The organism is Kitasatospora sp. NPDC059327, assembly GCF_042752535.1.
Taxonomy (GTDB): Bacteria; Actinomycetota; Actinomycetes; order Streptomycetales; family Streptomycetaceae; genus Kitasatospora.
In genome coordinates this window covers 81829-106195 of sequence record NZ_JBHYYB010000029.1, presented here as the reverse complement: position 1 = coordinate 106195, position 24367 = coordinate 81829, and the positions used below count along the sequence as shown (strand labels likewise).

General features: G+C 72.7%; 23 protein-coding genes and 1 tRNA gene. 5 read left to right on the top strand and 19 right to left on the bottom strand.

Features of this window, described 5'->3' with window-relative positions:
• Positions 1 to 100: 100 nt before the first annotated feature.
• The 11 genes from ACFXHB_RS19725 to ACFXHB_RS19675 form a co-directional block, all read right to left on the bottom strand.
• On the bottom strand, positions 101 to 874 hold the full coding sequence (locus tag ACFXHB_RS19725) for an ABC transporter permease (protein ID WP_380575763.1): 774 nt from the start codon (positions 872 to 874) through the stop codon (positions 101 to 103).
• Positions 871 to 1797 carry an ABC transporter ATP-binding protein gene (locus ACFXHB_RS19720; protein WP_380575762.1) on the bottom strand — a complete coding sequence of 309 codons (927 nt, stop codon included), beginning with the start codon at positions 1795 to 1797 and terminating at the stop codon, positions 871 to 873. Before ACFXHB_RS19720 ends, ACFXHB_RS19725 begins: the two co-directional genes overlap by 4 nt.
• Positions 1797 to 2636 carry a DUF4097 domain-containing protein gene (locus ACFXHB_RS19715; protein ID WP_380575760.1) on the bottom strand — a complete coding sequence of 280 codons (840 nt, stop codon included), beginning with the start codon at positions 2634 to 2636 and terminating at the stop codon, positions 1797 to 1799. Before ACFXHB_RS19715 ends, ACFXHB_RS19720 begins: the two co-directional genes overlap by 1 nt.
• A gap of 119 nt (positions 2637 to 2755) precedes the next feature.
• Entirely contained in the window at positions 2756 to 3328 is a 573-nt protein-coding gene (locus ACFXHB_RS19710; RefSeq protein WP_380575758.1) for a toxin-antitoxin system HicB family antitoxin, read from the bottom strand.
• Positions 3329 to 3566: 238 nt separating this feature from the next.
• Positions 3567 to 4586, bottom strand: a complete 1020-nt coding sequence (locus tag ACFXHB_RS19705; protein WP_380575775.1) for an adenosine deaminase — start codon at positions 4584 to 4586, stop codon at positions 3567 to 3569.
• A 116-nt stretch (positions 4587 to 4702) separates the two neighbouring features.
• Complete coding sequence (locus ACFXHB_RS19700) at positions 4703 to 6109, bottom strand: DUF445 domain-containing protein (RefSeq protein WP_380575756.1); 1407 nt, start codon at positions 6107 to 6109, stop codon at positions 4703 to 4705.
• 59 nt (positions 6110 to 6168) lie between these two features.
• Positions 6169 to 7473, bottom strand: a complete 1305-nt coding sequence (locus tag ACFXHB_RS19695; RefSeq protein WP_380575755.1) for a nucleotide sugar dehydrogenase — start codon at positions 7471 to 7473, stop codon at positions 6169 to 6171.
• Positions 7470 to 8765, bottom strand: a complete 1296-nt coding sequence (locus ACFXHB_RS19690) for a glycosyltransferase family 2 protein (protein WP_380575753.1) — start codon at positions 8763 to 8765, stop codon at positions 7470 to 7472. The genes ACFXHB_RS19695 and ACFXHB_RS19690 overlap by 4 nt, the downstream gene beginning before the upstream one ends.
• Before the next feature lie 307 nt (positions 8766 to 9072).
• On the bottom strand, positions 9073 to 10032 hold the full coding sequence (locus tag ACFXHB_RS19685) for an ATP-binding cassette domain-containing protein (RefSeq protein ID WP_380575751.1): 960 nt from the start codon (positions 10030 to 10032) through the stop codon (positions 9073 to 9075).
• Between the two features lie 49 nt (positions 10033 to 10081).
• A complete protein-coding gene (locus ACFXHB_RS19680) occupies positions 10082 to 10990 on the bottom strand; it encodes an ABC transporter permease (protein ID WP_380575749.1) in 909 nt (302 codons plus the stop codon).
• The gene (locus ACFXHB_RS19675; RefSeq protein WP_380575773.1) at positions 10983 to 11783 is read right to left on the bottom strand and encodes an ABC transporter permease; all 801 of its coding nucleotides are present in this window, start codon (positions 11781 to 11783) and stop codon (positions 10983 to 10985) included. Before ACFXHB_RS19675 ends, ACFXHB_RS19680 begins: the two co-directional genes overlap by 8 nt.
• Before the next feature lie 346 nt (positions 11784 to 12129).
• Here ACFXHB_RS19675 and ACFXHB_RS19670 point away from each other — a divergent pair, with 346 nt between their 5' ends.
• A complete protein-coding gene (locus ACFXHB_RS19670) occupies positions 12130 to 14574 on the top strand; it encodes a transglycosylase domain-containing protein (RefSeq protein ID WP_380575747.1) in 2445 nt (814 codons plus the stop codon).
• Here the strand turns inward: ACFXHB_RS19670 and ACFXHB_RS19665 are convergent.
• The 3 genes from ACFXHB_RS19665 to ACFXHB_RS19655 form a co-directional block, all read right to left on the bottom strand.
• On the bottom strand, positions 14571 to 15761 hold the full coding sequence (locus tag ACFXHB_RS19665) for a winged helix DNA-binding domain-containing protein (protein WP_380575745.1): 1191 nt from the start codon (positions 15759 to 15761) through the stop codon (positions 14571 to 14573). The two genes, ACFXHB_RS19670 and ACFXHB_RS19665, sit on opposite strands and share 4 nt — an antisense overlap.
• 200 nt (positions 15762 to 15961) lie before the next feature.
• Positions 15962 to 16264, bottom strand: coding sequence for a co-chaperone GroES (locus tag ACFXHB_RS19660; RefSeq protein WP_148645002.1), 303 nt, complete (start codon positions 16262 to 16264; stop codon positions 15962 to 15964).
• Positions 16265 to 16454: 190 nt separating this feature from the next.
• The gene (locus tag ACFXHB_RS19655) at positions 16455 to 16796 is read right to left on the bottom strand and encodes a DUF3618 domain-containing protein (protein WP_380575743.1); all 342 of its coding nucleotides are present in this window, start codon (positions 16794 to 16796) and stop codon (positions 16455 to 16457) included.
• A gap of 143 nt (positions 16797 to 16939) precedes the next feature.
• On the opposite strand from ACFXHB_RS19655, the gene bcp reads away from it, so the two are divergent.
• Positions 16940 to 17416 (top strand): thioredoxin-dependent thiol peroxidase, encoded by a 477-nt coding sequence (gene bcp / locus ACFXHB_RS19650; RefSeq protein ID WP_380575742.1) that lies wholly within the window; start codon positions 16940 to 16942, stop codon positions 17414 to 17416.
• Between the two features lie 135 nt (positions 17417 to 17551).
• Here bcp and ACFXHB_RS19645 read toward each other — a convergent pair whose 3' ends face one another.
• The gene (locus ACFXHB_RS19645; protein ID WP_380575770.1) at positions 17552 to 19933 is read right to left on the bottom strand and encodes a chitinase C-terminal domain-containing protein; all 2382 of its coding nucleotides are present in this window, start codon (positions 19931 to 19933) and stop codon (positions 17552 to 17554) included.
• A gap of 282 nt (positions 19934 to 20215) precedes the next feature.
• Complete coding sequence (locus ACFXHB_RS19640) at positions 20216 to 20815, bottom strand: CGNR zinc finger domain-containing protein (protein ID WP_380575740.1); 600 nt, start codon at positions 20813 to 20815, stop codon at positions 20216 to 20218.
• Between the two features lie 95 nt (positions 20816 to 20910).
• On the opposite strand from ACFXHB_RS19640, the gene ACFXHB_RS19635 reads away from it, so the two are divergent.
• The 3 genes from ACFXHB_RS19635 (at position 20911) to ACFXHB_RS19625 (ending at position 22284) form a co-directional block, all read left to right on the top strand.
• The gene (locus tag ACFXHB_RS19635) at positions 20911 to 21396 is read left to right on the top strand and encodes an HPP family protein (protein ID WP_380575738.1); all 486 of its coding nucleotides are present in this window, start codon (positions 20911 to 20913) and stop codon (positions 21394 to 21396) included.
• A 75-nt stretch (positions 21397 to 21471) separates the two neighbouring features.
• Positions 21472 to 22185 (top strand): HNH endonuclease, encoded by a 714-nt coding sequence (locus ACFXHB_RS19630; protein ID WP_380575736.1) that lies wholly within the window; start codon positions 21472 to 21474, stop codon positions 22183 to 22185.
• 12 nt (positions 22186 to 22197) lie between these two features.
• A tRNA-Leu gene (locus tag ACFXHB_RS19625) sits at positions 22198 to 22284 on the top strand.
• A 66-nt stretch (positions 22285 to 22350) separates the two neighbouring features.
• Here the strand turns inward: ACFXHB_RS19625 and rdgB are convergent.
• The 3 genes from rdgB to rph form a co-directional block, all read right to left on the bottom strand.
• Positions 22351 to 22956 carry an RdgB/HAM1 family non-canonical purine NTP pyrophosphatase gene (gene rdgB, locus ACFXHB_RS19620; RefSeq protein WP_380575734.1) on the bottom strand — a complete coding sequence of 202 codons (606 nt, stop codon included), beginning with the start codon at positions 22954 to 22956 and terminating at the stop codon, positions 22351 to 22353.
• Positions 22957 to 22976: 20 nt separating this feature from the next.
• Positions 22977 to 23366: a hypothetical protein gene (locus ACFXHB_RS19615; RefSeq protein WP_380575732.1), complete on the bottom strand. Its 390-nt coding sequence runs from the start codon at positions 23364 to 23366 to the stop codon at positions 22977 to 22979.
• A gap of 169 nt (positions 23367 to 23535) precedes the next feature.
• Positions 23536 to 24261, bottom strand: coding sequence for a ribonuclease PH (rph, locus tag ACFXHB_RS19610; RefSeq protein WP_380575730.1), 726 nt, complete (start codon positions 24259 to 24261; stop codon positions 23536 to 23538).
• Positions 24262 to 24367 lie beyond the last annotated feature (106 nt).

The following is a 24367-nucleotide window of genomic DNA, read 5'->3' as shown; positions in this document are numbered from 1 at the left end:
CGCCCCCCCCTCCCCGCCCCCCCCATGGGGTTTTTCCACTTCTCCCCCGGCCCCCGGCCCGCGGGGGGGGGGGGGGGGGCCGGGCCCGTGCATCTGGCGCCTACCGCCGCGCCGTCCGGTAGAACGTGCGTCGTGCCCACAGGTACCCGACGCCCGTCAGGGCCACGCACCAACCCAGCGCCGCCACCGCGCTCCCGCCGATCTCCGTCCCCATCAGCAGCCCCCTCAGCGTCTCGATGATCGGGGTGAACGGCTGGTACTCGGCGAACCACCGCAGTGCCGTCGGCATCGAATCCGGCGGGACGATGGCGCTGCCGATGAACGGCATGAACTGGAGCGGCATCGGGATGTTGCTCGCACTCTCCGGCGTCTTCGCCACCAGCCCGATGCCGGCCGACAGCCAGGTCAGCGCCAGCGTCACGAAGGCGAGCAGCCCCGCGGCGGCGAGCCACTCCACCGGGGTGGCGTTCGGCCGGAACCCCATCGCGAAGGCCGCCCCGACGACCAGCACCAGGCCGATCACCGTCTGGAGCACGCTGCCGACCACGTGCCCGGTCAGAAACGCCGAGCGCGATATCGCCATCGTCCGGAAGCGGTTGACGATGCCTTCGGTCATGTCGACGCAGACGCCGATCGCCGTCACCAGCGCCCCGGACGTCGCCGCCATCAGCACGATGCCGGGCGTCACGTAGTCGATGTACTCGCCGCCCCCGATTCCCACCCCGAGCGCGTCGCCGTACGCGTAGTTGAACAGCAGCAGCATCATCACGGGCATCATCACGACCGCGAAGGTCAGCGACGGGTACCGCTGCGCGTGCTTGAGATTGCGCCGCAGCATCGTCAGCGAGTCGGCGACCGCGTACGTCCCGCTCATCGGGCCCCCTCCCCGGTCAGGGTGAGGAACACGTCGTCCAGGTCGGCCGTCTCCACGACCAGCCGTTCCGCCCGCACCGAGGCGTTGTCGAGCACGTCGAGCACCGTCTTCACCGTGACCACCGAGTTGTCCCCGGGGATGTCCAGCCGCAGGGCCTCGACATCCACCGCCGCGTAGTCGAACAACGCGGCCGCCGCACCCAACTGGGCGCCGTCCGCGAAGTGCAGCCGGATCCACCCTCCGGGGACGATCCGCTTCAGCTCCTCGGCCGTACCCTCGGCGACGATCCGGCCGCCGTCCAGGACGGCTATCCGGTCCGCGAGTTGGTCGGCCTCCTCCAGGTACTGGGTGGTCAGGAAGACCGTCACCCCGTGGTCGCCGACCAGCCCCCGGATGATCTCCCACATCGTCCGCCGACTGCGCGGGTCCAGCCCGGTGGTCGGCTCGTCCAGGAAGATCACCTTCGGGTCGCCGACCAGGGTCATCGCCAGGTCGAGCTTGCGCCGCATGCCTCCGGAGAGGGTCGCGGCGGGCTTGCGCGCCACCTCGGTGAGATCGAACCGCGCCAGCAAGTCCTCCGCCCGCCTCCGCCCCTCCCGACGGCGGAGGTGGTGGAGGTCGGCCATCAGCATGATGTTCTCCTCGGCGGTGAGCAGGTTGTCCACCGCCGAGAACTGCCCGGTCACCCCGATCGCCGCCCGCACCCCGTCGGCCTCGCGCACCAGGTCGCACCCGGCCACCCGGGCCACCCCGCCGTCGGACGGGACCAGCGTGGAGAGGATCTCCACGGTGGTGGTCTTTCCGGCCCCGTTCGGCCCGAGCAGAGCGAACACCGTGCCGGCCGGGATCTCCAGATCGACGCCCTTCAGCACCTGCTTGTCCCCGTAGGACTTGGTGAGTCCGATCGCCGAGATCGCGGCCATCAGGCCCTCCGGACGATCACGTTGCCCACCTGGGTGCGGCCGAGGAGCTCGACGGTGTCCCGGGCGTCGCCCGGGCCCTGCGCCTCGCCGAGGGTGTTGCGGACACCGCCGAACTTGCTGTGCACGTCGAGCCAGGCGGCCGTGCCCTCCGCGATGCCGACCTCCACGTCCCCGACGCCGGTCTGCAGGCTGATCCTGCCGCGCACCACCCGGCCCACCCGGAGGTGGCCGTTCGCCGTCTTGGCGTCCACGCCCGCCCCGGCGCGGCCGACGTGGATCCGGCCGTTGGAGGCGTTGGCGGTCAGCTCGCCGGTCACCTCGTCGATCTCGGTGTCGCCGTTGCTGTTCTTGACCGTCAGCGCTCCGCCGACGGTACCGATCTCGATCCGGCCGGAGCCGGACACCTCGGCGTCCCCGGCGACCTGGCCCACCCGGATGTCCCCGTGGTCGGTCTTGAGCCGGACGCTCTCGGCCCGGTCCACCTGGACCCGGCCCATGGACGTCTTCAGCCGGCAGTCGCCGAGCGGGCCCTCGGCCACGAAGTCCGCCATCGGGGAGTCGGCGTGCACCTGCGAACCGGCCGGCAGCTCGACCTGGACCTCGATCGCGCCCTTCTTGTTGGTGAACACGGTGCGCTGCTTGGGGCCCTTGAGGGTGAGCCGACCGCCGGTGAAGTCGACCTGGGTCAGTTCGGCGGCCTTGACGTCCGCCTCCCTGGCCGCGTTGGCGGGCCGGACCTCGACCACGGCGTCGGTGCGCTTCCCGGCGGTGATCCACACCGCGCCGATCTCGAACTCGAAGGAGGCGGAGATCGGTCCGTCGGTCTCGAACGTAGGCATGGCTGTCCCGTCCTCTTGGCTCGTGTGGGTGTTCCCGCTGGTCGAGCGGGGGTGACGTGGAAGGTGCGAGGGGGTCTGGAAGGTGTGAACGTGCGAACGGCGCGAGAGCCGCGGAGGCGTCAGTGAACCCAGCCGGTGAAGCTCTGGCCGCCGCTGCCGCGCGGGGCGCGCGTCCCGGAGTCGACCGCCGGGCGGACGCCCGGATGACCGCCCTCCAGTGCGCCGGCGACCGCACGGGCCAGCCAGGCGTTGAGGGACAGGCCCTCCTGCCCGGCGGCCTCCTCCGCCCGGGCCTTGAGGTGCGCGGGCAGCCGGAGGTTGACCCGGGCGGTGCCCGTCTCGTCCGACTCCGACACCCCGGGTGCCGCGGTCGGCGCCAGGGGTGGCACCACCGATGACGCCATGGATGACGCCACCGACGGCGCCGCACTGTGGAAACCACCGGAACCGGGCGGCGCGGTCACCACGAACTCCGGATCGAGCCCGCGCAGCCGCACGTCCACCGAGCCCGGGGCGAGGTCGCGGGTGACCTCGCCCATGGCGGCCGAGAGCGCGTTGAGCAGGGTGAGCCGCACGGCCGAGTCCAACGGGAGCGCCAGCCGCTCGGCCAGCGCGCGGGCTTCGTCCCCGCCGGCGGCGGCCGCCACCGCGAGTTCGTTCCGGAGGTTTTCCACGTACGGCGTGAGGTCCATGGCCCCAGCATGGCACGGCGATGGCGCCACGTCGAGGCATTTATGGCACCACTTTGGCACCACTCCTGATCGCGGCCGGCGCTCCCGACGCCGGCCGTGGCACCACCCCGGGGAGGGACCCCCGCCCCGAAACGGCACCGCCCCGCCGGCCGAGGCCGACGGGGCGGTGCGATGCGGTGCGGTGCGAGGCAGCGCGGCGCGGCGCGGGGCGCTGCGGCGCGGTGCCCGCGGACGGGGCTCAGCCCTTGTCCCACCCGGCCAGGTAGGAGTCGATCTCGCCGACGATCCGGGCCTTGCCGGCCGCGTCCAGGAAGGACGCCTCCACGGCGTTGCGCGCCAGCCCGGCGACGCCCGCCTCGTCCAGGTCCAGCAGCCGGGCCGCCACCGCGTACTCGGTGTTGAGGTCGGTGCCGAACATCGGCGGGTCGTCGCTGTTGACGGTGACCAGCAGGCCCGCGTCGACCATCCGCCGGATCGGGTGCTCCTCGATCCGCTCGACCGCGCGGGTCGCGATGTTCGAGGTCGGGCAGACCTCCAGGGCGATCCGGTGCTCGCCGAGGAAGTCCAGCAGGGCCGGGTCCTTCACGGCCTGGGTGCCGTGGCCGATGCGCTCGGCGCCGAGCACCCGCAGGGCGTCCCAGACCGTCTCTGGGCCGGTGGTCTCGCCGGCGTGCGGGACGCTGCGCAGACCGGCCGCCCGGGCCCGGTCGAAGTACGGCTTGAACTGCGGGCGCGGCACGCCGATCTCCGGGCCGCCGAGGCCGAAGCTGACCAGGCCCTCGGGCGCGAGGTCGACGGCGAGCCGGGCGGTCTCCTCGGCGGCGGCCAGACCGGCCTCACCGGGGATGTCGAAGCACCAGCGGAGCACGACGCCGAGGTCCTTCTCGGCCCGCACCCGGGCGTCCTCGATGGCCTCCATGAAGGCGACGTCGGGGATGCCCCGGCTGACCGAGGAGTACGGCGTGACGGTCAGTTCCGCGTACCGGATGTTCTGCCGGGCCATGTCCTCGGCGACGCCGTAGGTCAGCGCGCGGACGTCCTCGGCGTCCCGGATCAGGTCGACGACGCTGAGGTAGACCTCGATGAAGTGGGCGAAGTCGGTGAAGGTGAAGTACTCGGCGAGGGCGGCCGGGTCGACCGGTACCTTGGACTGGCCGCGGTGGCGGGCCGCCAGCTCGGCGACCACCCGGGGCGAGGCCGAGCCGACGTGGTGGACGTGCAGCTCTGCTTTGGGCATGCCGGCGATGAACGCCTCGATGCCCCGGTTCTGAACGGGGTTTCCGATCCGACTTCCGTCCGGCTGGACCACGGTGGTGCCCTACTTCCTCTACGCGCGTATCGGTGGTGTCCGCAAGAATAGGCACACCCGGGGGCTCACCCTCCGAGGGCGACCGCCACGGTGTGGATCAGCAGCCCCGCCAGGGCGCCGACCACGGTGCCGTTGATCCGGATGAACTGCAGGTCGCGGCCGACGTTCGCCTCGATCTTGCGGGAGGCGTCGTCCGCGTCCCAGCCTGCCACGGTCTCGGAGATCAGCGAGGTGATCTCGGTCCGGTAGGTGTCGACCAGGTACTGGGCGGCGTCCTGGAGCCAGCCGTCCACCTTGGCCTGGAGCTTGGGGTCGGTCGCCAGGCGCGCACCGAAATCACGCACGCCGTCGCGGATGCGCCGGCGCAGCTCGCTGTCCTCGTCCTCGGCCGCGTTCAGCACCAGGGCGCGGACGGCGGCCCAGGTGGAGGCGATCAGGTCCTGCACCTCGGGCCGGACCAGCAGGTCGGCCTTGGCCCGCTCGACCCGGGCGATGGTCGCCGGATCGGTCTGCAACTCGGTGGCGAAGTCGGCCAGGAAGTTGTCGATGGCACCGCGCGCCGCGTGGTCCGGGTCGTCCCGTATGTCGGTGACGAACCGCATCAGCTCCTTGTAGACCCGCTCGCCGACCTGGTGGTCGAGGAACTTCGGCGTCCAGCCCGGGGTCTTCTGGGTGACCCGCTGGACGACCTCCTCGTGGTTCTCCGTCAGCCAGTCGTGCACCCGGACGGCGACCAGGTCGACCACGCCGTGGTGACCGCCGTCGGAGACCACCTTGCCGAGCATCCGGCCCATCGGCTCGGCGACCGAGGTGGCGGCGGCCCGCCTGGTCACCGCCTCGCCGACGACCGCCTGCACGTCGTCGTCGCGCAGCACCGCGAGGACGCCGCGCAGTGCCGCCGACGCCTCCTTGGTGACCCGCTCGGCGCTGCCGGGAGCGGCCAGCCACTCCCCCAGCCGCCGGGCGATGCCGAGCGCGGCGAGCCGGCCGCGCACCACCCGGCCGGAGAGGAAGTTGTCGCCGACGAAGTCGCCGAGCGACTTGCCGAAGGCGTCCTTCTTGGTCGGGATGATCGCGGTGTGCGGGATCGGCAGGCCGAACGGGCGGCGGAAGAGCGCGGTCACGGCGAACCAGTCGGCGAGCGCGCCGACCATGCCGGCCTCGGCGGCGGCGGCCAGATAGCCCGCCCAGGCGCCGGCGCCGGCCGCCTTCGCCCAGGTGGCCAGGGCGAAGACCAGGCTCGCGAAGGCCAGCAGGCCGGTCGCGATGGTCTTCATCCGGCGGACGCCGCGTCTCTTCTCCTCGTCGGCCGCGGTGAACCGGACTCCGGGCCCGGTCCCGCTGAAGGCATCGTCACTCACCCCGCCAGTCTGCCCGTTGCCCGGCGCGAGCGGAGGGCGCGGCCCATCTGTACGCGCCGGGCACGTGCGACCGCGCGCGGCGCGAAGCCCACCCGCGGCAGCACCCAGCACGCACCCCAACCCCGCACACACCCAAGCGAGCGCCCACCCACCACCGCGCCCACCTGCCGCTACGCGCCCCCCAGGACGATCCGCCGCACCCCCGCGCCCTCCCAGCGCCCCGGGTCCGTGCAGCGGCGGCCGTCCAGCAGGACCCGGACGCCCGGCAGGTCGGCCGGTGCCAGCTCGCGGTACTCGGGGTGGTCCGCCTGCAGCACCGCGGCCGCCAACGGCTCGCCCCCGTACGGCGGCAGACCGAGCGCCACCAGCTCCTCGGAGCGGTACAGCGGGTCGGCGACATAGGGGCGCGCACCGGCCGCGCGCAGCGCCTCCACCAGGGGGAAGACGCCGGAGTACGCCGTCTCCTTCACCCCGCCCCGGTAGGAGGCGCCCAGCACCAGCACGCCCTGCCCGTCGACGCCGCCCTCCAGCGCGCCGTCCAGCACCCCGACCGCGTAGCCGGGCATCGCCAGATTGGCCTCGCGGGCGGCCCGGACCACCGTGGCCGAGGGGTCGTTCCACAGGTAGAGCCGCGGATAGACCGGGATGCAGTGGCCGCCGACCGCGACGCCCGGCCGGTGCAGATGGCTGAACGGCTGGGAGTTGCAGGCGTCCGCGACGGCCGCGAAATCCACCCCGACCCGGTCGGCGTAGCGGGCGAACTGGTTGGCGAGCGCGATGTTGACGTCCCGGTAGGTGGTCTCGGCGAGCTTGGCGAACTCGGCGGCCTCCGCCGACTCCAACTCCCAGACCCCGTTGGGCCGGGGCAGGTCGGGTCGCGGGTCGAAGTCGAGCACCTCGCGGTAGAACTCGACGCCACGCCGCCCGGCCGCCCGGTCGATGCCGCCGACCAGCTTGGGGTAGCGGCGCAGGTCGGCGAAGACCCGGCCGGTCCGGACCCGCTCCGGGCTGAAGACCAGCGCGAAGTCCCGCCCGGGGGTCAGCCCCGAGCCGGCCGCCAGGCGCGGCGCCCAGCGGCCGCGGGTGACACCGACCGGCAGGGTGGTCTCGTAGCTGACCAGAGTGCCGCGGCGCAGCCCGGCGGCGACGGCGTCGGTGGCGGCGTCGAGCAGGGTGAAGTCCGGGGTGCCCTCGGCGGTCGTGACCAGCGGGACCACCAGCACGACGGCCTGCGCCCCGGCGACCGCCGCCGAGGTGTCGGTGGTGGCACGCAGCCTGCCCTCGGCCACCACCCGCTTGAGCGCCTCGTCCAGGCCGGCCTCCCGGGGGAACGGCGGCCGGCCCCGGTTCACCGAGCGGACGACCTCGGGCGAGACGTCGGCGCCGGCCACCCGGTGCCCCTTGGCGGCGAACTGCACGGCGAGCGGCAGGCCGAGCTTCCCGAGGCCGACCACGCAGATGTCGAGCCCGGTCACCGTCGGCCCCCGTTCGCGCCGCCGGCGAGGACGGCTTCGGTCAGCCGCCGCCAGGCCGGGTAACGGCGCAGTCGGCGACGCACCTGGACGGGCACGGCACCGCGCCAGACCTGCTGCACCAGCGTGATCGGCGGCGAGCCCGGCGGCGACCCTTCGCCCTCCCGCGCGAGCGCGTCACCGGCCCCCGGCGCCTCGTCCGGCGCGGGCGCCTCGGCGAGCAGGAACAGCTCGTCCGGCAGGCCGAGCCCGGCCGCCCGGAACGCCGGGTAGCCGGCGTAGTGCCGGCGCCCGTCGACGACCACCGGCGGGTCCCCGTGCGCCGCCTCGTACCGGATCAGGTCGCGCAGCGCGTCCGGCCGCCCGGCGGCGGCGAGTTCGAGCCGCACCCGGTCGGCCACCGCCAGCCGGTCGTACACCTCGCGGGCGCCGAACCGCTCCACCAGGGCCGCCACCCCGGCGCAGATCTCGTCCTGCAGCTCCTCGGGGTGAAGCAGGAAGTCGGCCTGGAGCAGTTGCGGCACCTCCCAGCCGAAGTGCCGGGCCCGGATGGCGTCCAGCTGCGCACCCTCGGCGGCCAGCTCGGCGGCGACCCACTGCACGGCGGCGACCCCGCGCAGCCGGTCCGGCGCACCGGCCCGCTGGGTGACGTTGCCCCGGTCCTCGCGCAGCACCAGGTGGTAGTAGTCGTAGTCGGCGAGCACGGAGATCCGGCGGGCCCGCAGACAGGCCGCCAGCGTGAAGGGCTGGTCCGAGTAGACCTTCAGGTCCTCGTTCCGGGACAGGTTGTGGCGTCTGATCAGCTCCAGCCGGAAGAGCTTGGTGTCGGCGAGCGCCCAGGCCAGCGCGGAGTCCTCGAAACCGACCGAAGCGGCGCTGGCACCGAAGATGCCCTGCGGCACCAGCCGCCCGTTCACCCCGATCTGCCGGGGGATCAGGACGTCGGACTCCCAGGCGTCGGCCGCCGCCACCATGCGGTCCAGGGCCTCGGTGCCGAGCCAGTCGTCGGCGCCGAGGAAGAGCACGTACCGGCCGCGGGCCAGCGCCAGCCCCCGGTTGGTCGGCGCGGCCGGGCCGCCGGAGTTGGCCTGGTGCAGCACGGTGAAGAGGCCCGGATGCCGAGCGGCGTACTCGTCCAGGAGCGCGCCGCCGCCGTCCGTCGAACCGTCGTCGACCGCGACCACCTCCATGCGCGCCGGCCCGATGGTCTGCGCGACGAGCGACTCCAGGCAGGCCGTCAGGTACGGCATGGTGTTGTAGACCGCGATCACCACGGTCACGTCGGGTACGGTCATCGGTCGCTGCCCCTCCGGTGCACAGGTCGCCAGGCGTTCGCCGGGCGGTACGAGCTCGCCGGGCGTTCGCCGGGCGCTTCGAGCTCGCCGGGCGGTTCGCGGGTCGCCGAGCGCTGCGCGGGTCGCCGAGCGATGACAAGGTCAACTCGATGACACGCCATGGAGTCACGTCCGCCACCCGCACAGGTGACGCCGGGGGAACACACGGACGACCTCCCGCCCGTACGCCGTACGCACGGACGTCGCCGCCGAGCCCCCGGGGGTGGGGAGCCGACCCGGTGCCGGGTCGGCCCCCCACCCCCGGCCGTCAGCCGATCGCGACCTCCGCGTACATCCGGGCGATCACGTCCTCGATGGCCGGCTCGCGCACCGACAGGTCGACCATCGGGTACCGGTCGGCGACGGCGGCGACGATCGGGGCGGCGCTCTGCTGGGCGGGGAAGGCCAGCCACTGGCGCGGCCCCTCGACCTTCACCACCCGGGCGCCGGGCACCTCGATCGGCGGCCGCGCCTCGGCGAGGTCGACGACCAGGGTCCGCTCGCTCTCGCCCGCCGCGTGCAGGCCCTCCAGGCCGCCGTCGTAGACGACCCGGCCGTGGTCGATCACCATGACCCGGCCGCAGAGCTGTTCGATGTCGGTGAGGTCGTGGGTGGTCAGCAGCACGGTGGTGCCCTGCTCCCGGTTGACCTCGCGCAGGAAGTCGCGCACCCGGCCCTTGCTCACCACGTCGAGCCCGATGGTGGGCTCGTCCAGGTAGAGCACCTGCGGGTCGTGCAGCAGGGCCGCCGCCAAGTCCCCGCGCATCCGCTGGCCGAGCGAGAGCTGGCGCACCGGCGTGTCCAACAGGCCTCCCAGGTCGAGCAGTTCGACACAGCGTTCGAGATTGACGCGATATCGGTGCTCGGGGATGCGGTAGATCCGGCGGGCCAGTTCGTAGGAGTCCCGGAGCGGGAGGTCCCACCAGAGCGTGGTGCGCTGCCCGAAGACGACGCCGATCCGGCGGGCCAGCGCGACGCGTTCGCGGGCCGGGTCGACACCGGCGACGCGCAGCCGGCCGCCGGAGGGCACCAGGATGCCGGTGAGCATCTTGATGGTGGTGGACTTGCCCGCGCCGTTCGGGCCGATGTAGCCGACGCATTCGCCGGCCTCCACGGTGAAGCTCAGCCCGTCCACCGCGCGGACCTCACGCTTCTCGCGCTTCAGCCGGCCGACCTTGGCGCGCACGGTGAAGGTACGGCGGACGTCGTCGAGTTCGATCAGTGCCATGGGAGTTCTGCTTTCAGGAGGGAGCGGGGGACCGGGCCGGGGCCCGGGATCAGCTGCCGGTGCCGCGGTAGGCCCGCAGCCCGGCGCGCCAGGCCAGCCCGGCGGCCACCAGCGCGAGCACGGCGGCGAGCGGCGAGGCGTACTGGAAGGCGGTGGGCAGGCCGAGCGGGTCGGGCCGGTCGAGGATGCGCAGCGCCGGCAGCCAGTTGACGAAGGCCAGCGGGATGCCGAACACGGTGCCCGCCACCAGTTCCTTGGCGAAGACGGTCGGCGGGTAGTGCAGCACGGTGGCGCCGCCGTAGGTGAAGGCGTTCTGGATCTCCTTGGCCTCGCCCCACCAGAACTGGAGGGCGGCGAAGCCCACGAAGATCGCCGCGAAGATCGCCGTGCCGCAGACCAGCAGGACCGGCACCAGCAGCACCCGGTCCCAGGTCCAGGCCACGTCCAGGGCGGGCAGCGACCAGAGGAGCACGGCGACCGCCTGCGCCGGCCGTCCGAGCCGGCGCAGCGAGAAGCGCTCCGCGCAGACCTGGGCGAGCGCCGGGGCGGGCCGGATCAGCATGGTGTCCAGCGTGCCCGCCCGGATCCGCTCGCCGAGACCGTCGACGCTGCCGACCAGGAGGTTGGCCATGCCGAGCGCGAAGCCCGAGGTGCCGTAGAGGAAGCCGAGTTCGGGCAAGGTCCAGCCGCCGAGCCGGTCGGTGTGCCGGAACATCAGGATCACCACGACGAAGTCGAGGAAGGTGACCACCAGGTTGGCGACGAGCATCAGCACGAAGGACGCCCGGTAGGACATGATCGCCCGCGTCCACATCGCGGCGGTGAGCCCCCAGGCCCGCAGGGCCCAGCGGGTCCGGGCGAGCAGGCCCCGGTCGGTCAGGAGCAGATCGGTCAGGAGCAGACCGGCCGGGTCGGTGCGCGGGTCCGCCGCACCGGCGGCGGGGGTCGGGTCAGCCACCCTGGACCACCACCTTGCGGGTCGCGAGCAGCTGGACGCCCCGGCCCGCGGCGACCAGCCCCGCGCCCCAGGCGAGTTGGAAGCCGAGCTCGCCGAGCAGCGCCGTCCCGGTCGCCCGCTCCAGGAAGACGTCGGTCGGCACCTGGACCAGCGCGGCCCAGGGCAGGACCGGCGCGATCTCGCCGAGCAGGCCGGGGAAGAGCGCCAGCGGCAGCAGCATCCCGGAGAAGAACATCGCCACCACCAGCATCACCGAGCGCACGCCCTCCGAGTCGTGCAGCCAGAAGCCGGTGAGCGAGACGAGGAAGCGCAGCCCGAAGCTGACCACCACCGCGAGCAGGACCGAGAGGAGGAAGAACAGCCAGGTGAGCGGCTGCTCGGGCACCCGGATCCGGAAGATCAGCCCGCCGACCAGCATCGGCGGGGCGCCGCGGGCGAGCAGGTGGAAGCCGGCCCGGCCGAGGTCGGTGGCCAGCCACCAGCCCTGGAAGTCCACCGGGCGGTAGAGGTCGACGGCGATGTCGCCGCTGCGGAACCGGTCCTGGACGTCGTCCTGGAAGCCGCCGCCCCAGACCGCGACGGTGACCAGCAGCGCCTGGCTGACCCAGATGTAGGTGACGGCGGCGGTCTGGTCGTAGCCGCCGAGGCCGGGCCGGGCCTGCCAGAGGGCGACGAAGGTGTAGGCGAGGATGAGGCCGAAGACGGTGTTGGTGAAGGCCCCGGCCAGCGTGGCGGCCCGGTAGGTGGCGTAGCGGCGGAAGGCTCCCCGGGCGATGGCGAGGTGGAGCGCCACCGCGCCGCGGCCGGCGGACAGGGCGCCGGCGCCCGGAACCGCGCCCGGAGCGCCGCCGGGATCGGCGCCGGGATCGGGAGGGTGCCGGAACTGCGGCTCGACGGGCAGAGCTTTCGACATATTGTCTCCTTGTCGACAAATAGGAGCGGGCGGGTGTCCCCGGGGACACCGGCGCACGCGGACCGGCTCCGGCCGGCCGCACCCGGGGGGACCGGGTCAGACGGGCGGAGCTGTCCGAACGTGGTGCGCTATGTGGTTCGCACCTTTCACCGTACCGCCGACGATCTTCTCGCGCACCCGGTTAATGCAGCGCCTGATCCGGGGTCAAATAGCACATAATCGCGGCATGACCTTGAGGGCAGACCACCGCACCCGGCGTCAGGCCAGACGGGCCGCCCGCCGCGAAGCCCGCCGCGCCAGGCCGCTGTGGCGCCGGCTCCTGCCCACCTGGCGGGTCACCCTCGGCGCGCTCACCGCCGTCCTGCTCCTCGCCGTCGGCTCCTTCGCCGTGCTCTACCTCATCGTCCCCGTCCCCGACGCCAACGCCCACGCCGTGGCGCAGAACAACATCTACCTGTACTCCGACGGCAGCACCGAGATCGCCCGCACCGGCGCCGTGAACCGCACCGACGTGACGATCGCCCAGATCCCGCTCGACACCCAGCACGCCGTCGTCTCCGCCGAGGACCGCACCTTCTACCAGAACGGCGGCATCGACCTGAAGGGCATGCTCCGGGCCGGCTGGAACACCCTCACCGGACGCGGCACGCAGGGCGGCTCCACCATCACCCAGCAGTACGTCAAGAACTACTACCTGACCCAGGACCAGACCATCGAGCGCAAGGGCCGCGAACTCTTCATCGCGCTCAAGGTCGACCAGCAGCGCAGCAAGAACCAGATCCTCGACGGCTACCTCAACAGCAGCTACTTCGGCCGCGGCGCCTACGGCATCCAGAGCGCCGCCCACGCCTACTACGGCGTCGACGTCTCCGACCTCACCCTCCCCCAGGGCGCCTACCTCGCCGCCCTGCTGCAGGCCCCCAGCGTCTACGACGTCAGGACCGCCACCCCCGCCAACCGCGACAAGGCCGTCGCCCGCTGGAACTACACCCTCGACGGCATGGTCCAGCTCGGCTTCCTCACCCCGGCCGACCGCGCCGCCGTCACCTTTCCCGAACCGATCGACCCCCAGCCCGCCACCGGCCTCAGCGGCCAGTCCGGCTACCTGGTCGGCGTCGCCGACGACTACCTCGTCTCGGCCGGCATCATCGACGCCGCCACCCTCAAGGCCGGCGGCTGGCGCATCACCACCACCTTCGACAAACCCCGCCAGGACGCCTTCGTCCGCGCCGTCCAGCAGGAACTCACCGACGAGCTCGACCCCAAGGCCCGGCCCACCACCGACACCGACGTCCGGGTCGCCGGCGCCTCCGTCGAACCCGCCACCGGCCGCGTCGTCGCCGTCTACGGCGGCCCCGACTACGCCAAACAGCCCTACAACGACGTCCTGCGCCAGGACAACCAGATCGGCTCCACCTTCAAGGCCTTCGACCTGGCCGCCGGCCTCACCTCCGGGCGCAGCAGCGGCGACGGCCGCCCGATCACCACCGAGACCCGCTACGACGGCACCAGCGAACGCCCCGTCCTCGGTGGCCCCACCCCGTACGCGCCGCCCAACGAGGACGACATCGACTACGGCACCATCACCCTGCGCTACGCCATGGTGAAGTCCGTCAACTCGGTGTACGCGCAGGAGGGCGTCGACGCCGGACTCGCCCACGTCCGGGAGACCGCCGTCCGGCTCGGCATCCCCGACAACGTCCCCGGCATGGACCCGGCCAACACCTCGATGACGCTCGGCACCGCCACCCCCAGCGCCCTCAACCTGGCCGGCGCCTACGCCGGCTTCGCCAACCACGGCCAGGCGTACACCCCCTGGTCGGTCACCAAGCTCGAACGCGTCACCACCGGCGGCTCCGTCGACGTCCCCAAGATGCCCGACCACGTCCCCACCACCGCGCTCGACCGGGGCACCGCCGACGCCGTCACCGACGTCCTGCGCGATGTCGTCAGCCCGCGCGGCACCGGCGCCGCCGCCCTCGACCTCGGACGCCCCGCCGCCGGGAAGACCGGCACCACCGACGCCAACCTCTCCGCCTGGTTCGCCGGCTTCACCCCCGAACTCGCCACCACCGTAGGCCTGTTCCGGGAGAACCCGAAGACCCACGCCAAGGAGCCGCTGTCCGGCACCGCCGGCTACGAACGGATCAACGGCGGCGCCTTCCCCACCCGGATCTGGACCGCCTACATGGCCGACGCGCTCGACGGCCGCGACATCCAGCGCTTCGACCTCCAGCCCGGCCGCGGCAGCGCCCAGTCCGGCGAGCCGAGCACCGGCCCCTCGCCCTCCCCGTCGGCGTCGCCCAGCACCACGGCGAGCGCCACCGCCTCCGCCACCGCCGCACCGCCGAGCACCCCGGCGCCCTCCGCCCCCGCACCGACCGGCCCGAGCAACCGGCCCACCGAGACGGTACCCGCCCCCACGCCCGAGGCCCCCGCCCCGACGCCCACCCCGGAACAGCCGCCCACCCCCACCAACCGCCCCACCCCGCCCCCGCGACCGACCACCACCCCGACCCCGGCCCAGCCCCCGAGCACCCCGCCCCCGGCCGCCGACGCCACCGCGCCACCGACCCGCCAGCCGACCGGAGGACCCGCCGGGCAGGCCGGACAGCGCACCGCGCAGCTGGCCGGACAACCCGCCGGACAGGCCCCCCGAGGCGGGCGCTAGGCGCCCAGCTCCCGCTCCAGCGGGGTCCGGAACCGCGGCGTCACCCGCACCTCCCCCAGCCAGCCCGACAACCGCGCCGCCTCCGCCTCGATCGCCGCCCGCGCCTCGGCCCCGACATCGGCGAACAGCCGCCACACCGGCTCGCCGTCGGGTCGCTGCGCCCAGCCACCGACCACCCGGCCGCCCCACCAGAGCGTCGGCCCGGCGTTGCCCGCCCGGTCGAACAGCGCCGGCACGTCCTCCGGCCGCAGGTACCAGTCACGGCCCCGCCAGCCCATCACCGTCGGATCGAGCGCCGGCAGCAGCGCCGCCCACGGCTCGGGCTCCTCCACCGGCCCCTCGTCCCCCGGCAGCACCAGGCCCGCCACCCCGCCGGCCAGCGCCACGCCGACCGCGCCGAGGTCCGCGAGCGCCCGGCGGGTGTCCCCCAGCGTCCAGCCCGTCCACCACTTCACGTCCTCGACGGTGGCCGGGCCGTACGCCGCCAGCCACCGCCGGACCACCTCGGCCTTCGCCTCCCGCACCGGCACGTCCGGCCACTGCGGCACCGGCGCCCACGGGTAGCTGCTGCTCAGCCAGGAGCCGCGCGGCCGGCAGCGCCGCACATGCCCGTCCGAGGCCAGCAGCCGCAACAGCCGGCTGCCCACGCTCTGCCGGGCCTCGTACGGCTTGCCCTGCGCCATCAGCATCGTCTCGCGCAACGCCGGTACGTCCGCGCCGAGTTCGGCCGTCGTGGCCTCGCCCCGCGCGGCCAGCGCCGCGAGCACCGCCCGCTCCGTCTCGGCGAGCCTCGGCTCGTCCCACCCCTCGGCGAACTCCCGCAGGTGCTTGAGCAGCGTCGCCCGCTCCTTGACGGCGATCGCCCGCGCCGCCGCGGAACTGACGTACGGGGCGAACCCCTCCGTCACCGCGAAGAGCGTGCGCCGCATCGACAGCAGCTTGACCAGCGAGACGTCCTCGTACAGCGCGCGCTCCACCTCCGCCGCCGACGGCTCGGTCAGCCGCGCGCAGGCCGAGAGGTAGACCGTCGCGGCGTCCGAGGCGTGCAGCCCGACGACCGCGTCCGCCACCTGCTCCACCCGCGCCGCCCGCCCGGCCGACGCCAGCAGGTGCCGCAGCCCGAGCCGGGCCCGACGCTGGTCGTCACCGATCGAGGGCGCTCCGCCCGAAGACCCACCAGTACTCATGGCCGGACCCTACTGCCGCCCACCGACAACGGCCCGGGGAACGCCACGGGGGCGACACCGGGGCGACACCGGGAACGGCCCGGGGAACGGCCCGGGGAACGACACGGCGGGCCGCCACGCGCACCGCGCGACGGCCCGCCCCGGGAACAGCGGGTCGGGCCCGGAGGGGGCCCGGCACGAAGAAGGGCCCCGGCGGGCCCTCAGAGGTACAGTCCGGTCGAACCCTCCGTGTCGCCGAAGCGCATCGCGGCCACCGCGTGCAGGTCCCGCTCGCGCAGCAGCACGTAGGTGGCGCCGCGGACCTCGACCTCCAGCTTGTCCTCCGGGTCGTACAGGACGCGGTCGCCGGGCTCGACCGAGCGGACGCTCTGGCCCACCGCAACGGCCTCGGCCCAGGTGCAGCGCTTGGACAGCTCCGCGGTGGCCGGGATGAGGATGCCGCCGGTCGAGCGGCGCTCGCCCTCGCTGCCCTCGGTCTTCACCAGCACGCGGTCGTGCAGCATCTTGATCGGCAGCTTCTCGCCGAGCCGGTCGTGGCGCGGCGGGTCCTGCTCGGGGGAGGTGGTGCGCAGGGTCGGTTCGTCGTTCGTACTCACGACCCCGAAGGTACCGCTCCCGGGCGCCCGGCGTGACGCCGGACCGGCATACGGAAGGCCGGGTGCGACGGCACCCGGCCCCGCGCGGTCGCGCCGCTCAGCCCTTGCGGCGCTTGCGGGCCGAAGCGACCAGCAGCACCAGACCGGCGCCGACCAGCGCGGCGGGAACGATCCGCTCCTTGCGCGGCCGGCCCTTCTCGTCCACGAACCGCGCCTTGGCCTGCTCGACCAGCCCGCTGGCGGCCACGTACGCCCGGCCGGCCTTCTCCTCCACGGTGGCCACGGCCTTCGCCTTGACCTGGGCCGTGATGGTGCTCGGGTGGACGCGCATGGCGAGCTCGTCCAGGGTCGCCGCCAGCTGGGTGCGGGTACGGGAGATGTCCGCCTCGATCTGGGCGGTCGTCCTCGCCGCGCTGTCCTTCGTGCTCGCCTCGCCCACGCGGGCCACCCCAATTCACTGATGTTGTCCTGTGCGACTGACCCAGTTTGTCAGTTGCCGCCCCGGCCCGCGCGGCCCCACCCACCATCGGAGGTAAGTTGGCCGTGGTACGACCACCCGTCCACGCACCAGGAGAGTCCCCCGTGAGTGAGCGTCTCCAGCCCGGCGACCCCGCGCCCGCCTTCAGCCTGTCCGACGCCGACGGCGGCCAGGTGTCCCTGGCCGACCACCTCGGCCGCAAGGTGATCGTGTACTTCTACCCCGCCGCGCTCACCCCCGGCTGCACCAAGCAGGCCTGCGACTTCACCGACAACCTGGAGGTCTTCGCCGGCGCCGGTTACGACGTCATCGGCATCTCGCCGGACAAGCCGGAGAAGCTCGGCAAGTTCCGCGAGGCGGAGGACCTCAAGGTCACCCTGCTCTCCGACCCGGAGAAGAAGGTGCTGGAGGCGTACGGCGCGTTCGGCGAGAAGAAGCTGTACGGCAAGACCGTCACCGGCGTGATCCGCTCCACGGTGATCGTGGACGAGCGGGGCAAGGTCGAGCACGCCCTGTACAACGTCAAGGCCACCGGCCACGTCGCCAAGCTGCTGCGCGACCTGAAGGTCGAGGCGGCCTGACCCCCCGGCGCCGGGCGGGCGGACCGCCGGGCGCCGGCAGGGCCCACGACGAAGCGGTGGCGGCGCACCCCCCGACCGGGTGCACCGCCACCGCGTCTCTCACCTCACTGAGCCGTGCTCATCGGTCGGTCCCGATCAGCAGGCCCCGAGGTCGCTCCAGACGCCCCACGAGCCACTGGCACTGGGGTCGTCGCCCTTGGTCCACCACTTGTTCTGGTAGTAGTGGCCCTTCCAGGACACCTTGGTGGTGGACGCGTAGGTGGTGCCCGCGTCCCAGCTCGGCGCGCCCGTGCAGGCACCCGAGGTCGGGGTCGCGGTCGGGGTCACCGTCGGCGTGACGGTGGGCGTCACCGTCGGCGTCACGGTCGGGGTGACCGTGGGCGTGACCGTCGGGGTCACGGTGGGCGTCACGGTCGGGGTGACGGTCGGCGTCGCGGTCGGCGTCGGGGTGCTGCCGCCGGTGCTGCCGCGGGTCAGGTCGCCCTTGAGGCCGTACAGCGTGCCGGCGACGTTGACCGTCCAGTTCGACGGCGTCGAGACCGGCAGGTAGTAGACGAAGTCCATGTCGATCGACGCACCCGGCGCCAGCGACTGCCAGCCCGGCAGCTTCACCGAGACGCGGTTGTAGGTGCCCTTGAGGCCGCCCACGTTGCCCGGACCGGGGTTGTCCTGCTTGATCACGGTCAGCCCGAAGCCGGACTGGTCCTTGGCGTTGCCCGGAGCCGAGTTGCTGTAGTCGAACTGGAACTCGGTGCCGCCCGGCAGGGTCAGCGTCGAGTTGTTGACGACGTGGATCTTCGGGTTGATCGGGTAGTTCGAGTCACCCAGCGCGAAGTTGGTGAACGACACGTCGATCGGCAGGGTCTGCTGCGGCAGCGCGATCGTCGAGCGGGTCGCGCCGTACGGCGAGGCCGCCTTGAACTTGTCGTACATCAGCGAGGTCAGCGTCGAGCCCGGCACGTACTGGCCCTTGCCGCCGTTGGCGGCCGCGTCCCACTTGTAGTCGCCCGCGAGCTCCCAGATCATCGCGCCGCCGGCGCCCTGGTTGACGATGTAGTCCGCCTTGGCGGCCACCGACTGCTCGTCCTCGGTGGAGAGGAACACCTTCTTGGTGTCGTTCCACAGCCACGGCGCCACCAGGGTGGAGCTGTAGTTGCGGGTGTAGGTGCCCTGCAGGGCGGTGTCGGTCACGCCGTACTTGGAGAGGTAGTCGGGCACGACGCCCTTCTCCAGGTTCTTCGCGTGCCACATCGGGTTCGAGCCCGCCGGGGACTCCTTGCCCGCGTCGTCCTTGTCGTTCCAGATGTTGTCGATGCCGACCGCGCCGTCACCGCACGCCGTCAGACCGGCGCCCACCGGGCAGGTGGTCGCGGACGCGGTGCCCCAGAGGCCGTTGGTGCCACCGGTGACGTTCTTGAAGCCGCGGGTGTAGTACGGCAGGCCGACGTTGATCCGGCCGCCCGGCATCGAGCCGCGGAAGTAGTGGTACGACCAGTCGGCGTTCAGGTACCCGATACCGCCGTACTGGCCGGTGCCGTACACGTTGGCCGCCGCCAGCTCGCCGTCCTTGCCGTCGTCGAACAGCGAGGCGTTCGGGCCGACGTACTTGTTCCAGGCGCCGTGCAGGTCGTACGACATGATGTTGACGTAGTCCAGGTACTGCGCGATCTGGAAGGTCTCCATGCCGCGCAGCAGGTAACCGGACGACGGGGCCGCGACCGAGAGCAGGTAGTGCTTGCCGTCGGCGGCACCGGCCCGGTCCAGCTTCTCGCGCAGCGTCTTCATCAGCGCGGCGTAGCCCTTGGCCAGCGAGGCGCGCTTGCCGTTGGCGAGCTGCCAGTCGAGCGGGTTGCCCGCGTCCTTCATCGAGGTCGGGTACTCGTAGTCGACGTCGACGCCGTTGAAGCCGTACTTCTTGATGAAGTCGACCGAGGAGTTGGCGAAGGTGTCGATGCCCGCCTGGTTGACGCTGCCGTCCGGGTTGACGGTCAACGAGTAGAAGCCGCCGGAGTTGACGCGCTTGCCGTCGTCGCCGAAGTACCCGCCGGTCTCGGTCCAACCGCCCACCGAGATCATGGTCTTGACGTTCGGGTACTGCTTCTTGAACTTCGTCAGCAGGTTGAAGTGGCCCTTGTAGGGCAGCGACGGGTCCAGCTCGGCCCCGGGGACGCCCGGGAAGGAGATCCCGGTGGCCTCGTTCTTGTCGTTGTCGGTGCCGACGGAGATCTTGTTGTCGCTGCCGACGTGCCCGAACGCGTAGTTCAGGTGGGTGACCTTGTCCCAGGGGACGTCGCTCACCAGGTAGGGCGGGGTCCCGTCCTTGCCGGTGCGCCAGCCGGTGAAGTAGCCGATGATGCGGCGCTGGTGATCGGCGCCCATCTTCTCGCGGCCCTCGGTGTCGTAGACGTTGCAGTACGGGACGTCCACCCCGGGAGTCTGGTACATGCCGTCGGGCCGACAGGCCGCGTTGTCGACGGCGGCGGACGCCTGTGAGGGCGCCGCGCCCAGCGTGGCCATCAGCAGGCCGGCCAGGCCGGCGACCGCCAGCGAGGCCGTGCCCGCCCGGGCGGCCGGGTTCTTGGAGCGGCGGGCAGCGGTGGGACGCTGCTCGGCCGTGCTTCGGATCAACACTCGGTCCTCCGGGAGAGAGTGTCGGCGCGTACCTGTGGGGGAGCACGCACGTGGGGGAATGCAGATTGGCGCTGAAGCTATGTGGTCTGAACCACATAGGTCAATAGGTCTGTACCAATTGGTAATCAAATCCCCAACAACACCGGTCGAACGGCTGATACCCGCCGGTCACCCGTCCGTATGCCGACGACTGTGCCGGGCCACCCGCACCCGCGTCCCGCAGGCGGTCGAACACCACGCCCGACGCGCGTGCTGCTGCAGGAAGAACAGGATGCAACCCGGAGCCGGACAGGCCCGCACCGACTCCCGCCGACCCCCCGTCAGCAGTTCCACCGCCCCCTGCGCCACCCGCCCCAGCAGCACCGCCCCGCGCTCCCCCGCCGCCGACCGGCGCACCCCGCACGCGGCCGCCCCCGGCCCCAGCTCCACCCACCCCGGCGCCGCCCGCACCGCCGCGTTCACCACCGCCACGTCCGCCGCCCCCGCCGGCTCGTCCGCCACCACCGCGGTCAGCACCGCCCGCAACGCCCGCCGCAGCTCCAGGAACGCGGCCAGCTCCGCCGCCCCCGGCTCCCCTGCCGGCGCGCTCGCCAGATCCAGCTCGACGGCGTGCCACTCCCACCAGACGCCCAGGTCGGACGGCTCGACCAGGACGTCCACCAGATGCCCGCGCAGACCCCCGCGGACGAAGGTGCTGTTCACCAGATCCAGCGCCGGATGCTCGCCGCCGACCGGCATCTCGTCCACCGCGCCACGCTCCACCACCATGCCCATACCTAACGGTAACGCCACTTGCCATCTGTTAGCGAAAGAGGTCAGACTAACGCCTACCAGATCTCCTTTCCGTTAGGAGTGCCGCCGCCATGCCCCTCCCCAGCCGAGCCCCCGCCCGACCGGCCCCCACCGCCGTCCTCACCTCCACCGCCACCGCCGTCACCGCCCTGCTCGCCCTCGTCGCCCTCGGCACCCTCACCGGCCAACCCCTCCTCATCCCGCCCCTCGCCGCCTCCATGGCCCTGATCGCCGGCGCCCCCGCCCTCCCCCTCGCCCAGCCCCGCAGCGTCATCGGCGGCCAACTCGTCTCCGCCCTCACCGGCTACGCCGTCCTCGCCGTCACCACCCCCGCCTACTGGTCCGCCGCCATCGCCGGCGGCCTCGCCCTCGGCGCCATGACCCTCGCCCGCACCCCCCACTCCCCCGCGGCCGCCACCGCCGTCATCGTCACCCTCACCGCCCCCGACCCCGCCCGCTTCCTCCCCCTACTGCTGCTCGCCACCCTGCTGCTCACCGCCACCGGCCTGCTCGCCGCCCGCCTGACGGGCCGGACGTACCCGACGTACTGGTGGTGAGGCCGTGACCGGTCCCCGCCCCACTCGTTCACCCGCACGGGGGACGGGCGCACACAGGCCCGAAGGGGGACGACCATGCCGGTCAAGTACACCCGTGAGCTGCTCGCGACCACCGCCGCAGCAGCTACCTCGCTCGACGAGATGCCGACCGCTCTCGGGCGGGAGCCGAACCAAGAAAGCCGAACGTACCTGCGGCGCAGGCTGACCGAGTACACAATCGACACCTCACACTTCCGCTCGGCCGGAATCGTGTACACCCACGAGCTCCTGCAAGACGCGGTTTCGGCCTCGTACAGCGTGGCCGGGGTGGTGCGCCACCTCCGCCAACGGCCGGCTGGCGGCACCCAGGCTCACATCGGCCGCCGGATCAAGGAGTTCGGCATCGACACGTCGCATTTCACCGGACAGGCCCACAATCGAGGCAAGCGATTTCCCGGCAGGATTCCGCCAGCGCAGCTCCTGGTCCAGCGCCCCTTGGGTGCCAAGCGGCTCCCCGGCTCGCGACTCCGCCGAGCCCTGTCCGAGATCGGTCGGTCGGAACTGTGCGAGCGCTGTGGCACCGGGGCCGAGTGGCAGGGCTGCCCGCTCACCCTGGAGGTCGACCACATCAACGGAGACTGGTCGGACAATCGGCCGACAACCTCCGACTGCTCTGCCCGAACTGTCATGCCGTCACCGACACCTACTGCGGGCGCAACAAGAACAAGCGCGCACGGTCCGTCCCGGACTACGGCCACGACAGGGCCACAACGCGAAATGGCAGTGTTCCAGCACCGGGCAAGCCCCTAGACTAGAGGCCATGCGGCCTTGGCGGAGCTGGCAGTCGCGCTGGACTTAGGATCCAGTGGGAGAAATCCCGTGAGGGTTCGAGTCCCTCAGGCCGCACCAGCCTTAGAAACGAAGGCCCGCCCGGAGATGATCTCCGGGCGGGCCTTTGCTGTTTCCGAGGGCTCGTCAGCCGACGAGCTCCCGCACCACCGGGGCCAGGGCGCGGAAGGCCTGGCCGCGGTGGCTGATGGCGTTCTTCTCCGCCGCCGTCAGCTCGGCGCACGTCCGGGTCTCGCCCAGCGGCTCCAGGATCGGGTCGTAGCCGAAGCCGCCCTCGCCGGCCGGGGCGGTGCGCAGGGTGCCGAGCAGGCGGCCCTCGACGACGCGCTCGGTGCCGTCGGGCAGGGCCAGTGCGGCGGCGCAGAAGAAGTGGGCGCCGCGGTGCGGGGTGTCGATGTCGCCGAGCTGGGCCAGCAGCAGCTCCAGGTTGGCGCGGTCGTCACCGTGCTTGCCGGCCCAGCGGGCGGAGAAGATGCCGGGGGCGCCGCCCAGGACGTCGACGCAGAGGCCGGAGTCGTCGGCGACCGCCGGCAGGCCGGTGGCCTGCGCGAGGGCGTGTGCCTTGAGCAGGGAGTTCTCGGCGAAGGTGACGCCGGTCTCGCGGACGTCCGGGATCTCCGGATAGGCATCGGCGCCGACCAGTTCGACGTCGAGGCCGGCCTCGCCGAGGATGGCGCGGAGCTCGGCGACCTTGTTCTGGTTACGGGTGGCGAGAATCAGACGGGTGGACATGAACCCACCCTAACCGGACGTCAGCCGGTGCAGACCTGGGTGAGGTTTCCGGCGGCGTCGCCGAGCGGCTTCAGGTCGGGCACCTGCTTGTTGTTGACGGCCTGCTGGACCTTGTCGACCTGGGTGTTGAGGTCGGTGATCGCCTTGGAGACGTCGGTGTTCTTGGAGTTCTTGCCGAGGTCGTCGAGGTCGTTCTTCAGCTTTTGCAGGGCCTGGCCGGCGGCGGCCGAGTCGTTGCTCGCGTTGTTGAACGCGGTGGTGACGTCGCTGATGTCCCCGGTGATGCGGACCGCGGTGTTGCCGCAGTCGAGTGCCTTCTGGGCGGCCGAGCAACTGACCGCGCTGAGCGGGAGGATGGCGATCAGGCCGGCCACGGCGAGGGTGGCGGGGCGGGCGATGCTCTGGGGCATCCGGTCCTCCTGGGTGCGCGGGTTCCGGAAGGGAAGGACGCGCGCCGAGGGGTGCGCGGTTCCCGCAACGGGGTGCTGCGGGAACCGTAAGGGCTCCGGGCCCGGCCTGTACAGCGGCGGCGCCGCGGTGCGGCCGGGTGCCGGAGCCCCTACCGGTGCCGGGGGCGACTCAGCCTTCCAGGACCTTGCGCTGGATCTCGTCCAACTCGGCGCAGCCGAGGGTGCCGAGGTCGAGGAGCCGGTCGAGCAGGGCGCGGTCGAAGGGGGCGCCCTCGGCGGTGCCCTGGACCTCGACGAAGCGGCCGTCGGAGGTGCAGACGATGTTCATGTCGGTCTCGGCCCGGACGTCCTCCTCGTACTGGAGGTCGAGCATCGGGACGCCGTCGATGATGCCGACGCTGACGGCGCTGACGCCGCCGGTGATGGGCTGGCCCTTGGCGCGGAGGATCTTCTTCTCGCGGGCCCAGGCGACGGCGTCGACGAGGGCGACGTAGGCGCCGGTGATGGCGGCGGTGCGGGTGCCGCCGTCGGCCTGGAGGACGTCGCAGTCGAGGACGATGGTGTTCTCGGCGAGGGCGCGGTGGTCGATGACGGCGCGCAGCGAGCGGCCGATGAGGCGGCTGATCTCGTGGGTGCGGCCGCCGATGCGGCCCTTGACGGCCTCGCGGTCGCCGCGGGTGTTGGTGGCGCGCGGGAGCATGGAGTACTCGGCGGTGACCCAGCCCTCGCCGCTGCCCTTGCGCCAGCGCGGGACGCCCTCGGTGACGCTGGCGGTGCACAGCACCTTGGTGTCGCCGTAGGAGACGAGGACGGAGCCTTCGGCGTGCTTGCTCCAGCCCCGCTCGATGGTGATGGGGCGGAGCTGGTCGGGGGTGCGGCCGTCGATGCGTGACATAGGCACCGAGCGTAGTCGCTCCGGCCGGGTGGTTCCGGTACGCCCCGGCGGGCGCGGGGGTGGGTGCGGCGGCCGGTGGCGGTGCCTGGCGGGGTGTCGGAAACGG

What these genes read in the sequence shown, in the direction of transcription:
- ACFXHB_RS19635 (WP_380575738.1), top strand. Translation starts at nt 20,911, where the DNA reads ATGCCCCTCCCCAGCCGAGCCCCCGCCCGACCGGCCCCCACCGCCGTC.
- ACFXHB_RS19615 (WP_380575732.1), bottom strand. Translation starts at nt 23,366, where the DNA reads ATGCCCCAGAGCATCGCCCGCCCCGCCACCCTCGCCGTGGCCGGCCTG.
- ACFXHB_RS19645 (WP_380575770.1), bottom strand. Translation starts at nt 19,933, where the DNA reads ATGGCCACGCTGGGCGCGGCGCCCTCACAGGCGTCCGCCGCCGTCGAC.
- ACFXHB_RS19685 (WP_380575751.1), bottom strand. Translation starts at nt 10,032, where the DNA reads ATGGCACTGATCGAACTCGACGACGTCCGCCGTACCTTCACCGTGCGC.
- ACFXHB_RS19715 (WP_380575760.1), bottom strand. Translation starts at nt 2,636, where the DNA reads ATGCCTACGTTCGAGACCGACGGACCGATCTCCGCCTCCTTCGAGTTC.
- ACFXHB_RS19720 (WP_380575762.1), bottom strand. Translation starts at nt 1,797, where the DNA reads ATGGCCGCGATCTCGGCGATCGGACTCACCAAGTCCTACGGGGACAAG.
- ACFXHB_RS19710 (WP_380575758.1), bottom strand. Translation starts at nt 3,328, where the DNA reads ATGGACCTCACGCCGTACGTGGAAAACCTCCGGAACGAACTCGCGGTG.
- rdgB (WP_380575734.1), bottom strand. Translation starts at nt 22,956, where the DNA reads ATGTCCACCCGTCTGATTCTCGCCACCCGTAACCAGAACAAGGTCGCC.
- ACFXHB_RS19665 (WP_380575745.1), bottom strand. Translation starts at nt 15,761, where the DNA reads ATGAGTACTGGTGGGTCTTCGGGCGGAGCGCCCTCGATCGGTGACGAC.
- rph (WP_380575730.1), bottom strand. Translation starts at nt 24,261, where the DNA reads ATGTCACGCATCGACGGCCGCACCCCCGACCAGCTCCGCCCCATCACC.
- ACFXHB_RS19630 (WP_380575736.1), top strand. Translation starts at nt 21,472, where the DNA reads ATGCCGGTCAAGTACACCCGTGAGCTGCTCGCGACCACCGCCGCAGCA.
- ACFXHB_RS19660 (WP_148645002.1), bottom strand. Translation starts at nt 16,264, where the DNA reads ATGCTGCACGACCGCGTGCTGGTGAAGACCGAGGGCAGCGAGGGCGAG.
- ACFXHB_RS19690 (WP_380575753.1), bottom strand. Translation starts at nt 8,765, where the DNA reads ATGACCGTACCCGACGTGACCGTGGTGATCGCGGTCTACAACACCATG.
- ACFXHB_RS19725 (WP_380575763.1), bottom strand. Translation starts at nt 874, where the DNA reads ATGAGCGGGACGTACGCGGTCGCCGACTCGCTGACGATGCTGCGGCGC.
- ACFXHB_RS19670 (WP_380575747.1), top strand. Translation starts at nt 12,130, where the DNA reads ATGACCTTGAGGGCAGACCACCGCACCCGGCGTCAGGCCAGACGGGCC.
- ACFXHB_RS19640 (WP_380575740.1), bottom strand. Translation starts at nt 20,815, where the DNA reads ATGGTGGTGGAGCGTGGCGCGGTGGACGAGATGCCGGTCGGCGGCGAG.